12 protein-coding genes are annotated in these 13729 nt (G+C 48.5%); 9 read left to right on the top strand and 3 right to left on the bottom strand.

Going from position 1 to position 13729, the window contains the following annotated elements:
* Window positions 1-54 precede the first annotated feature (54 nt).
* From murC to lpxC, 6 genes are all read left to right on the top strand, one after another.
* On the top strand, window positions 55-1488 hold the full coding sequence (murC, locus tag MA2_RS04495; RefSeq protein ID WP_067057395.1) for a UDP-N-acetylmuramate--L-alanine ligase: 1434 nt from the start codon (window positions 55-57) through the stop codon (window positions 1486-1488).
* 14 nt (window positions 1489-1502) lie between these two features.
* On the top strand, window positions 1503-2450 hold the full coding sequence (locus MA2_RS04490; RefSeq protein ID WP_067057162.1) for a D-alanine--D-alanine ligase: 948 nt from the start codon (window positions 1503-1505) through the stop codon (window positions 2448-2450).
* 245 nt (window positions 2451-2695) lie between these two features.
* Window positions 2696-3604, top strand: a complete 909-nt coding sequence (locus MA2_RS04485; RefSeq protein ID WP_245945347.1) for a cell division protein FtsQ/DivIB — start codon at window positions 2696-2698, stop codon at window positions 3602-3604.
* 193 nt (window positions 3605-3797) lie between these two features.
* Window positions 3798-5081, top strand: a complete 1284-nt coding sequence (gene ftsA / locus MA2_RS04480; protein ID WP_067057156.1) for a cell division protein FtsA — start codon at window positions 3798-3800, stop codon at window positions 5079-5081.
* A gap of 236 nt (window positions 5082-5317) precedes the next feature.
* Window positions 5318-6565 (top strand): cell division protein FtsZ, encoded by a 1248-nt coding sequence (ftsZ, locus tag MA2_RS04475; protein ID WP_067057153.1) that lies wholly within the window; start codon window positions 5318-5320, stop codon window positions 6563-6565.
* Window positions 6566-6765: 200 nt separating this feature from the next.
* On the top strand, window positions 6766-7683 hold the full coding sequence (gene lpxC, locus MA2_RS04470; protein ID WP_067057151.1) for a UDP-3-O-acyl-N-acetylglucosamine deacetylase: 918 nt from the start codon (window positions 6766-6768) through the stop codon (window positions 7681-7683).
* A 348-nt stretch (window positions 7684-8031) separates the two neighbouring features.
* On the opposite strand, the gene MA2_RS04465 is transcribed toward lpxC, so the two are convergent.
* Entirely contained in the window at window positions 8032-8514 is a 483-nt protein-coding gene (locus tag MA2_RS04465) for a hypothetical protein (RefSeq protein WP_067057148.1), read from the bottom strand.
* A gap of 172 nt (window positions 8515-8686) precedes the next feature.
* Here MA2_RS04465 and MA2_RS04460 point away from each other — a divergent pair, with 172 nt between their 5' ends.
* Window positions 8687-9388, top strand: coding sequence for a M23 family metallopeptidase (locus tag MA2_RS04460; RefSeq protein ID WP_067057145.1), 702 nt, complete (start codon window positions 8687-8689; stop codon window positions 9386-9388).
* A 66-nt stretch (window positions 9389-9454) separates the two neighbouring features.
* On the opposite strand, the gene MA2_RS04455 is transcribed toward MA2_RS04460, so the two are convergent.
* Complete coding sequence (locus MA2_RS04455) at window positions 9455-10216, bottom strand: DOMON domain-containing protein (RefSeq protein ID WP_067057142.1); 762 nt, start codon at window positions 10214-10216, stop codon at window positions 9455-9457.
* Entirely contained in the window at window positions 10209-10571 is a 363-nt protein-coding gene (yhbY, locus tag MA2_RS04450) for a ribosome assembly RNA-binding protein YhbY (protein WP_245945346.1), read from the bottom strand. Before yhbY ends, MA2_RS04455 begins: the two co-directional genes overlap by 8 nt.
* A gap of 158 nt (window positions 10572-10729) precedes the next feature.
* Here yhbY and MA2_RS04445 point away from each other — a divergent pair, with 158 nt between their 5' ends.
* Both MA2_RS04445 and ftsH read left to right on the top strand, forming a co-directional pair.
* Window positions 10730-11362: an RlmE family RNA methyltransferase gene (locus tag MA2_RS04445; protein WP_067057389.1), complete on the top strand. Its 633-nt coding sequence runs from the start codon at window positions 10730-10732 to the stop codon at window positions 11360-11362.
* Between the two features lie 370 nt (window positions 11363-11732).
* Entirely contained in the window at window positions 11733-13634 is a 1902-nt protein-coding gene (ftsH, locus tag MA2_RS04440) for an ATP-dependent zinc metalloprotease FtsH (protein ID WP_067057387.1), read from the top strand.
* Window positions 13635-13729 lie beyond the last annotated feature (95 nt).

Here is a 13729-nt window from a genome sequence, read left to right as displayed (position 1 = left end):
CCCAATCTGATAGGCGGCAGACGCTTTAGCAAACGCGTGATTGAGATTCCCGAAATGCGCCGTATCGAGCGCGTGCATTTTGTCGGTATCGGTGGGGCAGGCATGTGTGGTATTGCCGAAGTCGTGCATAATCACGGCTATGCGGTCAGCGGTTCAGACATCAAAGCCAGTCCTGTCACCGAACGCTTGACTCAAATGGGCGTGCAGGTCTTTATCGGGCATGATTCCAAAAATATCAGTGCCGCCGATGTGGTGGTGGTGTCATCAGCGATTGACCGCCAAAACCCCGAAATTCAAGCCGCCTTGACCGCGCGTATTCCTGTCATTCGCCGCGCCGATATGCTAGGCGAGCTGATGCGTTATCGCCACGGTATCGCGGTTGCTGGCGCGCATGGCAAGACCACAACCACCAGTCTTTTGACCACCATTTTGACCGAAGCAGGGCTTGACCCGACCTATGTCATCGGCGGTAAGCTCAACGCCTCAGGCAAAAATGCATCCTTGGGCAAAAGCTGTTATTTGGTTGCCGAGGCTGATGAGTCGGACGCGTCGTTTTTGTCGCTGCGCCCGATGGCGGCGATTGTCACCAACATCGACCAAGATCACATGGACACGTACGGCAATAGTTTTGATAAGCTCAAAGCGGCGTATGTCCAGTTTTTACAAAATATGCCGTTTTATGGCTTGGCGGTGTTGTGCGGCGATGACAAAGAACTGTATGCCATGATTGATGATATCGCGCGCCCTGTGCTGACCTTTGGACTTGAAAAACACAACGACGTACAAGCGGTGGATGTGCAAACCGATGGGCTAAAAACCCGTTTTACCGTACTGCGTAAAGACCGTGAGCCGTTGCCGATTACCTTAAATATTCCTGGTATTCACAATGTCTATAACGCATTGGCGGCGATCGCGATGGCGACCGACGAAGGCGTGCCCGATGATGCCATTGCGCGCGCGGTTGAAAAATTCTCAGGCGTGGGGCGGCGTTTTGAGCATCACGGGCGGTATACCGTGCCACAGGCAGCCGATCATGCAGCGGACAGCACGGCAAATGATGTCATCATGGTTGATGATTACGGGCATCATCCGACCGAAGTGGCTATGACCATCAAGGCGGCACGTCAAAGCTACCCCGACCGCCGTTTGGTCATGTTATTTCAGCCACACCGCTATTCACGCACGCGCGATTGTTTTGATGATTTTGTCGAGGTGTTATCGCAAGTTGATGTTTTGTTGCTACTTGATGTGTATAGCGCAGGCGAAGCACCGATCGAGGGTGCGGACAGCCGCAGTCTTGCGCGCAATATTCGCTTGCGTGGGCAGGTTGAGCCGATTTTGCTCAATATCAATGACATGGCGCAAATCCGCCAAATCTTGCCCAACGTGCTCAAAGCCAATGACCTGCTGATTACCCAAGGCGCAGGCAACGTTGGGCAGTTGTGTTTAGACTTAGCCAACAGTGGTTTATTTTTTAATCAACAATAAGTGGATAGCTGCCCATGAATGCGTTTTTTGGTAATCATATGGATATTAAAAATTTGGATGTACGCGCGTTTGGCAAGGTTGCCGTGGTGTGTGGCGGTTGGAGTAGCGAGCGCAAAGTATCTTTACACAGCGGTGAAGCGGTGTTAAATGCGCTGCAATCTAAAGGGGTGGACGCGCACCACTTTGACCCACAAGCGCAAGATATCGCTCTGCTGCGTCAGTTTGACCGTGTATTTAATGTACTGCACGGCACGTTTGGTGAAGATGGTGGCTTACAAGGCGTGCTTGAGGGCTTTAATATCCCGTACACAGGCTGCGGCGTGTTGGCATCAGCGATTGCGATGGACAAGTTTCGCACGCGGTTAGTCTGGCAAGGGCTGGGCTTGCCCAATGTGCCGTATGTGGTGCTGCACGATGACAGCGATTTTGCCGCGGTGGAAGCCGAACTGGGTTTACCGTTGTTTGTTAAACCTGCAGCAGAGGGTAGCAGTGTGGGCGTGATGAAAATCAAACGCCCAGGCGAGCTTGCTGAGGTGTATCCCACGCTCAAGCAATATCACGGCGAAATCTTGGCAGAGCGTGCCATCACAGGCGGTGAATATGCCTGCGCAATTTTGGGCGAGCAAGCCTTGCCAAGTATCCGCATCGTACCTAAAACCGAGTTTTACGACTATGAAGCCAAATACCTGCGTGATGACACCGAGTACCAATGTCCATCGGATTTGACCGAAGCGCAAGAGCGCGACATGCACACACTGGCAAAACGTGCTTTGGCAGCTTTGGGTGGCAAGGGTTGGTCACGGGTGGATTTTTTAAAGGACGATGACGGCAAGCTGTATTTGTTGGAGATTAACACCGTTCCAGGCATGACCGATCACAGCCTTGTACCGATGGCAGCCAAGCATTGCGGCATGGATTTTGCTACTTTATGCCTAGCGATTTTGGCGCAAACACTGGCATAAACATATAAGCGCAAATGATGATCTGTGTGCTGGCTAATGGCTTGCCCAAGCATATCATAGCATAAAAATCCGTCGCATGGCATGGTCAAGTGGGAGTTGATATGCTATGCTATTAAGACTTATAATTACCGTGTTTTAGCGCATGGCTAACTGCTTGATTTAGCAGGATTTTTGTATTTTGCGCGCCGAGTCTGTGGTGATTGTTGGTTTTGCCTGCCTGTTTTAGCCGATCTGGTGTTGTGGTTATGTCATCGTCTGCTTCTTCTTCTGCCTCTGCTGTCAAGTCTGCTGCACCGACGACAGCCTCTACAGATGAGGCACAAGGTATGATGGACGATGCTTCATTGCAGATGGTCGCCGAGCAAACAACCATCACGACCCATCAAAGCCGCCGCTTAACAGCAAGGGTTGGATCACACACACTGCGTCAAGGGCTGTCACTAATCGTGGCACTGCTGTTGGTTGCACTGGTGGCATTGGCAGTGTATCGGATACAGCAGTTGCCCAACGCGCCGATCGTGGTCAATCCAACCGGGCTGTCTGCGCTACAGTATCACCAATTGGCTGACACGTTAGGCACGCAAGCGGATAACAATGTGCTACAAGCGGATTTACCAAGCTATTTGGCACAGGCACAAACGCTAGATTGGGTTGCGCAAGCTGATATCCGCCGCGATTGGCAACAAGGGCTGCAGGTGCATGTGGTACCACGGCAGGCGGTTGCCAAATTTGGCAGTGAACACTTGGTCGATGCCACGGGTACGGTGTTTGCACCTGCCGATAGTAATGATTTAAATCAGCCGTATTGGGTGCGCTTGCAGGGTGAGCGTGAATACGCCGCCGCCATGCTACAACAAGCCAAACAAGTTACCGATTGGTACGCTCCACTTGGGCTAAGATTGCAAGAGGTCATCGTTACCCCACGGCTGTCTTGGTTGCTGCGGTTTGACAATGGCTTGCGTGTGTTGGTTGATAATGAGCGCACGACTGAAAAATTGTATCAGCTAAGTATTTTGTTACAAAATCAGTTGCAGCCACAGCTTGCCAAACTCCAGACCATCGATTTACGCTATAAAAATGGCATGGCAGTGACGTGGCGGCAGCCAGATTATGCGCCGACTAGCGATGCTGCGGCAAAAGACAGTGGCAAGTAAGTCTATACCAAAGCCAATCACGCCGCAGTAAGTCCAGCGAAGCGTGCGGCAATTTGTAAAGTGTGATATCCAACCCAATCGACTGAACTAACCGCCAAACCCACGGTCATAGCGTGCCGATTTAACCAGATTTGTTGCAAGATTTGCGCGACGGGTCGGGCTGATAAGCCTGTTTGATTAACCCCAACCAACCATGAAAAAACCAGATACCCTCGTTGTTATTCACCTCACCGCCACTGCCATTCATACCGTCATTGGGCAAGTGTATTCTGCGAGCGACATTCGCATCATCGGCATTGGCAGCGTCAAAAGCTACGACTTTTACCAAGGCACGATCCGCCACCGCGAACGGCTAAAGTCTGCCATCAAGCAATCCATGCAAGAAGCAGAGGACATGTCAAATTGCCGTATCAATAGCGTCTGGCTTAGCTTTGCTACACCAGATTTGCAAAGTCTCAACAGTGTCGGTGAAGTCGCTATCCATCATGACACCATTCAAGCCAAAGACGTGGTGACTGCACTGACCCAAGTCAAGCAGCAGCATGTGCGCGATGACATGTACTTGATGCATTACACCCAGCAGGGCATCGCGCTTGATGATGACGACCAAATGATTAACGATGCCATCGGTATGCAAGCCAAGCGTATGACGGTGCTGTATCATCTGATGATGATGCCCGTACGCGGACGGCAAAACCTGCAGCAGCTGTTGCAAGAATGTGACGTCAAAATTGACCAAATGCTGTTTGATGCGGTGTCATCTGCCGAATACTGCTTACTGGCGGATGAAAAATACCACGGTGTGTGTCTTATTGACATTGGCTATGCCTCAACCAGTGTGTGCGTGTACCGCGAGCACAAATTGGTCTATACCCATTGCTTTGCCGAAGGTGGTCACGATGCCACGTTAGATATCTCTATGCTACTGGATGTGACCATTGCTGAAGCTGAATTAATTAAGAAAAACCAAGCCAATGTTGATCGCCACGGCATCGATGCCAGCGCGTTTTTTACCGTCAAGCGTACCCAATTTGACGATGAAAAAGCCATCAACATGCAGCAGTTGCACAATATCGTACATGCCCGTTATGCCAAGCTGTTGGGCGATATCAAGCGCTCACTTGATGACGCTGGTTTGAGTGATTTTTTGCAGCAAGGTTATGTCTTGACAGGTGGCGGCAGCGATATGCGCGGCTTACTGCCACTTGCCAAACAAATGTTTGCCAACAAAGTGCATAAAGCCAATACCAACTCTGCCATTAGCCCTTACGCGCCATTTAGCGACAGCGATGAAAAACTGCGTGATTTGGTCACGCTAATTGAGCAGCGTAAATTTCAAACCGCGTTTGGTACACTGCTATACAGCCAAAGTGAAGACTTTTTACACAGTGAAAAAGCTTCACCCGATGCGCTTAAACAGCCTGCCTTACAGCGGCACATGCAGCAAATGGGCAATTTTTTGCGGCGATTTTTTTAAAACGATGATCAATGACATTGGGGTGGTGTACTAACTGCTAATTTCAAGCGATATTTTACGCTACCTAAAGTCATGGTATGATAAGACAATTTTGGTAAAACTTGGATGAATGCAACGGCGTGGAGTAGCCATGAGTATGGCTCAAAGATATGACGGCAAGCCGATATAGTCAAAATTAGCCGTGCGTTACCCACCATCAGCAAACAGCAAACAAATAGCGAGATAGGAAACCAGCAATGACTTTAAAATTCACCGGCGTAAGCGAGCAACCCGTCGATGATGGCATGGCGCGTCTCACCGTAATTGGTGTAGGCGGCGGCGGTGGCAATGCCGTCGAGCACATGGTGCAGTCGGGCATTAAAAACATCAATTTTGTTTGTATCAATACTGATAGACAAGCACTTGACCGTATGACTGCGCCCAACCGCTTGCAGTTGGTTGCCGATACCAATCGCGGGCTTGGCGCAGGCGGTAATCCTGAAGTGGGGCGCGAGGCGGCTGACAGTGAAGAAGAACACATCCGCCAACTGCTTGCCACCACCGATATGGTATTTATTACCGCAGGGATGGGCGGCGGTACAGGCACAGGCGCAGCACCCGTGATTGCGCGGATTGCCAAAGAAGAAGGCATTTTGACCGTTGCGGTTGTCACCACGCCGTTTAGCTTTGAAGGTGGGCGGCGCATGAAAGTCGCCAATGAAGGCATCGAGCAGCTAACCACCTATGTCGATTCTATCATTACTATTCCTAATGATAAGCTGATGAGCGTGTATGGCAAAATCTCCATGCGCGATGCGTTCAAAAAAGCCGATGAAGTCTTATTGCAAGCCGTGCAAGGCATTGCAGATATGATTACCTTTGATGGTCATATGAATATCGACTTTAATGACATCAAATCTGCCATGGCAACGCGTGGGCACGCGATGATGGGTACGGGACGCGCATCGGGCGAAGACCGCGCCGAAGCTGCCACCGAAAAAGCCATCAAAAGCCCACTGTTGGATAATCTATTGCTTAAAAATGCCAAAGGCTTGGTGGTCAATGTCATCAGTGGCGGTGACTTTAGCTTGGATGAACAAGCACGGATTACCGAAAAAGTTCGCAGCCTCGTTGATATTGACGATGCCAATATTTTCTATGGCTTTGTGTTCAACGATGAGCTAGGTGAAGAGCTCCAAGTTACCGTTGTGGCAACGGGCTTGACGATTGACAACACGCCAAAAAATGAGCGCCGTTTTGTACCTGATGCCAACAGCAACAGCAAGGTAGAAGCAGGCACCCATGAGGCGGCTTATCGCGACGCGCCAAGCTACCCACAATCGCCAAGTCAGCCTAATTCACACACGAGCCAAGTGGCTTACGCGCCACAACCTGCTACACCTGCGCCGCAGCCAAGTCCTGCACCTGCACAGCCAGAACCTGCCCCACGCACAGGTAACGGTATGCGCATTCAAGACTATTTGCGCCGCCAACAAGGCAAATAAGCGTTTAGTATAGTCAAATCATGCCCAACCCAATACCCTGAAGGTGTTGGGTTTTTTGCGCAATTGTTAAGCCGATGTTGGGCAACGATTGTCTCAACGGCGCTCCCCCTGCACAATCCTGCCAAATTTGCTACAATCGCCAATCAGAACACGCTGACGCAACAGTTTGCGCCTAGCACCTGATGACAGGAAAACGCCCGATGACCATTTCATCCACGCCGCTAACAGCAACCACCTTGCGCCAACGCACGCTGGGCGCACCGCTCGCGCTATCAGGCATTGGTTTACACAGTGGCAAAACTGTGCACATGACCCTACAGCCTGCACCAATCGACAGCGGCATTACGTTTGTCCGTACCGATCTTGCCGATGCTCAGCCTATCGCTGCGCATTTTACTGGCGTACGTGGTGCACAAATGGCATCAAATTTAGTCAATGACAAAAATCAGCGTGTTGGTACGGTTGAGCATTTGATGAGCGCGTTGGCGGCTTTGGGTATTGATAACCTGCGCGTCGAACTTGACGCGCCTGAAATTCCAATCTTAGACGGCAGCGCGCAAAACTTTTTCACCGCAATTCGCCCTGCCATCGTCGAGCAATCTGCTGCCAAAAAATTTATTGAAATTATCCAACCTGTTGAAGTGCGTGACGGCGACAAAATCGCGCGTCTCATCCCATACGACGGTTTTGCGCTTGATTTTACCATTGACTTTGCCCACCCTGCATTTTGTGCTGAGCACGCGACCTATCGCTTTGAATTCACCACAGATAATTTTGCCAAACAAATTGCACCTGCACGCACGTTTGGTTTTTTAAAAGATATTGAGGCATTGCAACGCCAAAATTTGACCCTTGGCGGCAGCATGGACAATGCTATTGTATTGGATGACAGCCGCGTGCTTAATCCAGAAGGGCTACGTTTTGCCAATGAATTTGTTCGTCATAAGATTTTGGATGCGATTGGCGACTTATACTTGGCAGGGCATCAAATTTTGGGCGAATTTTATGCCTATAAATCTGGTCACAGCCTCAACAATCGCCTATTACAAGCGGTATTCGCTGATGCAGCAAACTGGCAAATTGTAACAAAAGATGTCAAAGATGCGCCAAAATTTTAGCTTATTGGTTAGTTTTTCTTATGCTATTCGAAGTATAAATTTAACATTATGTAAAAAACTTGCAGATTGTGTAACATTTTAGCGTTATTCTTATATGAAACTTAAGAGACAATATTTTATTGATAATTTTTGGTTATATGCCTAAAAAAAATAATAACCATTAGCGTGTGCGCCAAACGACTGGTAGTAACTACCTTGGGAAAAAAGATATCTTTAACGAGATACACCAAACTATACAATCAACATTTGTTGGCTGAGTCTTTAGCTTTGTGCCCAAAAAGTATTACTGCCACCAAGTTAAATAAAGTAACAAAAATTACATAAAATTACATTGTAAATCTTATTTGTCTAGTCATCGAGCAGTTTTTGCAGCGAACGCTGTAAACGCTCACTTGAGGTGACAAGCGCGGCAAGCTGTGTTATATTTTGCCTCGTTGTCGCCGAGGGCTTACCCAAATTTACATTGCTTACGCTTTGATTACATTGTAAATTTGGTTGAGCGGTGAGGGACTTTAGCGTGATGACCCGAAATTGTAAGGTTGTAATTCTGATTAATTCGGGTAAGTGCTGGTGCAATTCGGCAAGCAAAATCTGCCGATGGTAGGTCAGATGATTGCACAACGTGTGATTTGCCGTGCTGATCACCAAGCGTTCACCATCATCGATATACACGCGTACACCGTCCAAGGCTTCACTGGGCAATAAAGTTTGCCACGCAGCGCGCAGTTGGTTGGTTAGATTGTCTAAAGCCAACAATTCGGCGTGATACGGCAGGCGATAGTGGGCGTATTGTTCGGTGGAAGAAGCAAGATGATTGACGGGCTTTTTCATCGGTATTGGCAACAAACAGATCTAACAAGGCGATTAAATAGTCGGCAAATCGCGTGGGTTATTCAAGTTATTTTAGCAAATTGTGCATTGAAATATAGCGCTTTAAATCAGCGGTTAGGGCTTGACTTTTGATGACATAAAGACCACCGCACAGGTTTGGAAGGATAAATCAATGAAACGTATCGCAACTGTGGTATCAGCATTCGCATCAATCGTGGGCATGACAAACGCCTACGCCCAAGAAACTTACTACCGCCCAGCACAGCAAGAGTTTTATATCGCCAGTGAGCGCGATATCGCAGACACCATTCAAAGCTTTAGCCGCCAAGCGCAGCTACGCGAAGACCGATTAGCAACGTTGGTACAAACCTTGCCATCGGCTTCTGTCACCACGCCTGTCTATACCGAAACGCGCTACATCACCAACGCCAGCATCGGTGGTGCAGCACGTCCTGCGTATTATGGCGCGCCAAGCTCACTAAATATACGCCCGATTGCGTCATCGGCGCAGCAAACCTCAGGTTTTGGTTACCGCTATTTGTTTGGCAGAACCAGTATGCACAAGGGCATCGACTTTGCCGCACCGATTGGCACGCCAGTTTATGCCACAGGTAACGGAGTGGTCACGCATGCAGGTTTTGGCAGTGGTTATGGTCGCTATATTGAAATCGATCACGGCAATGGCTTATCAACACGCTACGGGCACTTGTCAGCGATTTATGTCAATGAAGGCGATACCGTTGCGGTCAATCAAAACATCGGCGCGTCAGGCAACTCAGGCCGTTCAACAGGGCCTCACTTGCATTATGAAGTGCGCCAATACGGACAAGCGGTCAATCCACAAACTTATTTGGCATTGGCACCTGAGCGTTAATTCGCCAAGCGTTTAGCACAAAAAACCGCTATTGATTAAATAGCGGTTTTTTTGTTTGTATCAAAATCAAGGCAAGATTTGCCAAACTGGTTGGTGGTGAAAATCAGGCGGGGTGGCGTGTTGTGGGGCAAAAAATACCGCATGGTCGGCTTGATCCGCTTGTTTATCTGTCTTGCGGTATAAAATGGCACAAGGCTGAATCAGTTTGGGCACAAAAGCTGTGATCTGCTGCGCGCCATCAGCTAAACACACCGCCACATGCCGAACATAAAAATCGGCGAACTGTTTATCTTTTTTAAATTGTTTATCTTTTTTAAATTGTTTATCTATTGAATCAGCCGCGATGGATTGCACCACAAACTGCTGTGTGGTCAGTGGCGGTAGTGTATTTGGGGTGCGGTAATCTGTAAATTGATAAGCGTTAAATCGTGCATTGTTTGCGTCCGCGCTGATATTGATTTCAACATAACGGCTGTCCTCTGCCCAAGCAAAAAAACATTCCAAACAATTAGCTTGCCACAAACATTCATCGGGTACACGTGGTAGCGGTTGAAAAGCTGTCACAGGGTAAGTGGCAGATGCCTGCCAACGCGCAGGCACTAACCAGTCAAAACGCGGTATAAAGTAGCTGATACCCAACAGCGTGGCATCGGGCAGATGATCGCCAGTCGGCACAATGGTAATCGCTGCCCAAATTGGCGCAAGATCACTTTGGGCTGGCGTGTCAGCAAACGCATGCAGCGGTACAACCAAATCCGCGTTGCCAAATACCGCGTCATGCGCGTGCTGGCAGACGCTGGCTAAAATATGGGCAGTCGGACTAATCAAATCGCACCAAATTTGACAATTTGGGGTTCGCCTCTGGGTTTTGGCGCAGCAGCACGCACACACGCCCAATGCTGCTAATCAACGTTGCTTGCGTTGCTTCAACCACAGCTTGCGCCACCGCGTCGCGTTGTTCTTTACTACCTGCAGGAATTTTGATTTTGATGAGCTCGTGGTCATCAAGCGCGCGCCCGATTTCTTCAAGTACACGATCACTCACGCCTTGCGCCCCAATTGTTACAATCGGCGATAGCTGGTGGGCAATACCTTTGAGCGATTTGCGTTGCTCGTTGGTCAAGGGGTCAGTGAGCTTAACGCGCGGTTTGGATACGGTTTGGTTGGTCATGTTGGCTGCCATTTAATTACCTAAAATTGGTTAAACCAAAGATTATAGCATGTTTGCGGCAAAGCGTTGGCAAGACATTGATCAGCCTATTGCTAAATTGTGCTACAATGTCTAAAAACTTGCGTAAACCTTTGCATGATTTTCATTTCATCTTTTACCAAAAAACTGTTATGGCAACCCGAATCACCAACAAAAAACTATCCAAAAGTAGCCGCGCATGGATGCAAGAGCATTTGGATGACCATTACGTCAAGCTTGCGCAAAAAGACGGCTATCGTGCGCGCGCGGCTTACAAGCTGTTAGAAATCAATGACAAGCTAAAGCTGATCCGCCCAGGGATGACCGTAGTAGACTTGGGTTCAGCGCCAGGTAGTTGGTCACAGGTGGCGGCAAAGCTGGTTGGCGACAACGGCACGCTGATTGCGTCAGATATTTTGCCGATGGATTATTTGGATAATGTTACCTTTATCCAAGGAGATTTTCGTGAGCAAGATGTGTTTGACAACATCATGGCAGCGGTGGCAGGTCGTCCTGTTGACGTGGTGCTGTCTGATATGGCACCCAACACGTCAGGTTTTGCCGCTGTGGATCAGCCGCGCATGATGTATCTGTGTGAGTTGGCGGTGGATTTTGCCTTGCAGACGCTGACCGATGGCGGTACGCTGATTATGAAAGTGTTTCAAGGAGAAGGCTCAGATGAGTTGCGTAAAACCATGCAAGGGCAGTTTAGCAAATTACGCAGTATCAAACCTGCCGCCTCGCGCGCGCGCTCTAAAGAAATGTATTGGTTGGCGACTAAATGACTTTTTAGCCAAATGACTTTTTAGCCAAGTGGCTTCGTATACGTGACGCTGTGATGGTGTTGTAGTATTGCAGTATTTTAATGTACTTATTTTTAAATTATTTAAAATAATAATATTTATATATTAAATAAAATCGAGCTAAAATAGCGTTAATTTCTAAAATTTGTTAAAAAATACCAATGGAATGGGCTATAAAAACAAGCAAGGTTTTTATTAAACAAAATAACAGTTTTTTGGCTTGATTCTCGCCTTGTTGCCCCAAAATCGTGCTATATTAAGCAATTAAATGCAAGACTTTTGCCCAATTATTTTTGTCAAACGGTGCAAGTCTTTGCCACTACCAAAAGGACGGAAACACAACGTGAGCGACATGGTAAAAAATACCTTATTGTGGCTGGTCGTGATTGGTGTGTTGGTGGTTGTGTTCAGCAACTTTGACACCCGCAATCAGCCCGATAAGCTCAATTACTCACAGTTTGTCAGCGCGGTCAATAGCGACCAAATCAAAAGCGTGAAGATTGACGGCGAGCAAATTGTCGGCGAAAAGAAAAACGGCTCAACCTTTGAGACTGTGCGCCCGATGATTCAGGACAATGAGCTGATGCCCAAGCTGATGAAGCACAATGTTGAGGTGCAGGGTACCGCACCTGAGCGTCAAGGCTTACTGATGCAGTTATTGATCGCAAGTTTCCCTGTGCTGCTGATTATCGGGCTGTTTTTGTTCATTATGCGCAATATGCAGGGCGGTGGCTCAGGCGGTGGGCGCGGTATGGGCCCGATGAGCTTTGGTAAATCTAAAGCCAAAATGCTGACCGAAGACCAAGTCAAAGTGACTTTTGATGATGTGGCAGGCTGTGATGAAGCCAAGCAAGAGGTGACCGAGATTGTCGATTTCTTGCGTGATCCCGAAAAATTCACCAAGTTGGGCGCGACTATTCCGCGTGGTGTTTTGATGGTAGGCCCACCAGGTACTGGTAAAACCTTGTTGGCAAAAGCGATTGCAGGCGAGGCGAAAGTGCCGTTTTTCTCTATTTCAGGTTCTGATTTTGTTGAGATGTTTGTCGGTGTGGGTGCGTCGCGTGTGCGTGATATGTTTGAGCAGGCCAAGAAAAACTCACCGTGTATTATTTTCATTGATGAGATCGACGCGGTCGGTCGTCATCGTGGTGCAGGCATGGGCGGCGGTCATGATGAGCGTGAACAGACCCTAAACCAGTTGTTGGTTGAGATGGATGGTTTTGAAGGCAATGACGGTGTGATTGTAATTGCTGCGACCAACCGTGTCGATGTGTTGGACAAAGCCTTGCTGCGTCCTGGACGTTTTGACCGCCAAGTTCAAGTTGGTTTGCCTGATATCAAAGGCCGTGAGCAGATTTTGCGTGTACACCTAAAAAAACTGCCTTCAACCATCGGTGTGGATATCCGTTCTTTGGCACGTGGTACGCCGGGTTTTAGCGGTGCGCAATTGGCAAACTTGGTCAATGAAGCGGCGTTGTTTGCTGCACGGCACAACAAAACCAGTGTTGATATGAATGACTTTGAAGAAGCCAAAGATAAGCTATTCATGGGACCTGAGCGTAAGTCTATGGTGCTGCGTGAAGAAGAACGCCGTGCAACCGCTTACCATGAAGCAGGACACGCGTTGGTGGCGGAGCTATTGCCTGGTACTGACCCTGTGCATAAAGTCACCATCATGCCGCGTGGCTGGGCGTTGGGTGTGACGTGGCAGCTACCTGAGCACGACCAAACCAGCATGTATAAGTCTAAGATGCTCAATGACATTGCGATTTTGTTTGGTGGACGTATTGCCGAAGAGGTGTTCATCAATCAGCAATCCACAGGTGCGTCTAATGACTTTGAACGGGCGACCAAAATGGCGCGTGCGATGGTGACCAAATACGGCATGTCAGAAGCTTTAGGCATCATGGTTTATGAAGACGATGACAACGGTGGCTATTTTGGCGGCAGCAGTCGGACGATTTCAGAGGCAACTCAGCAAAAAGTTGATGAAGAAGTACGCCGAATACTAGAAGAGCAATATGATATTGCACGCGCGTTGATTGAAGGCAATGCCGACAAAATGCACGCGATGGTCGAGGCATTGCTCAAATGGGAAACCATCGACCGCGATCAATTGCAAGACATTATGGCAGGTATTCCACCGCGTGAGCCTAAGGTTTATCAAGAGCCTAGCAGAATCAGCATTGATAAACCAACCAATCCGCCAACAGGTGGTTCGGCATTAACACCGCCGCCCTTGCCTGCAATGTGATTCATTCAATAACTTTATCGAAAACCGCCAGACGTTGGCGGTTTTTTGGTTTTTAGCATACAATAGCCTAGACAAGGTTTAGTAGGTAAAAGACA

The organism is Moraxella atlantae NBRC 14588 (assembly GCF_001591265.1).
Lineage (GTDB): Bacteria > Pseudomonadota > Gammaproteobacteria > Pseudomonadales > Moraxellaceae > Faucicola > Faucicola atlantae.
The sequence above is the reverse complement of the archived record's forward strand: the minus strand, read 5'-3'. Positions and strand labels throughout refer to the sequence as shown.

Coding starts and splice junctions, on each gene's coding strand:
- murC (WP_067057395.1), top strand. CDS start 55: ATGCGCCGTATCGAGCGCGTGCATTTTGTCGGTATCGGTGGGGCAGGC.
- MA2_RS04490 (WP_067057162.1), top strand. CDS start 1,503: ATGAATGCGTTTTTTGGTAATCATATGGATATTAAAAATTTGGATGTA.
- MA2_RS04485 (WP_245945347.1), top strand. CDS start 2,696: ATGTCATCGTCTGCTTCTTCTTCTGCCTCTGCTGTCAAGTCTGCTGCA.
- ftsA (WP_067057156.1), top strand. CDS start 3,798: ATGAAAAAACCAGATACCCTCGTTGTTATTCACCTCACCGCCACTGCC.
- ftsZ (WP_067057153.1), top strand. CDS start 5,318: ATGACTTTAAAATTCACCGGCGTAAGCGAGCAACCCGTCGATGATGGC.
- lpxC (WP_067057151.1), top strand. CDS start 6,766: ATGACCATTTCATCCACGCCGCTAACAGCAACCACCTTGCGCCAACGC.
- MA2_RS04465 (WP_067057148.1), bottom strand. CDS start 8,514: ATGAAAAAGCCCGTCAATCATCTTGCTTCTTCCACCGAACAATACGCC.
- MA2_RS04460 (WP_067057145.1), top strand. CDS start 8,687: ATGAAACGTATCGCAACTGTGGTATCAGCATTCGCATCAATCGTGGGC.
- yhbY (WP_245945346.1), bottom strand. CDS start 10,571: ATGGCAGCCAACATGACCAACCAAACCGTATCCAAACCGCGCGTTAAG.
- MA2_RS04445 (WP_067057389.1), top strand. CDS start 10,730: ATGGCAACCCGAATCACCAACAAAAAACTATCCAAAAGTAGCCGCGCA.
- ftsH (WP_067057387.1), top strand. CDS start 11,733: ATGGTAAAAAATACCTTATTGTGGCTGGTCGTGATTGGTGTGTTGGTG.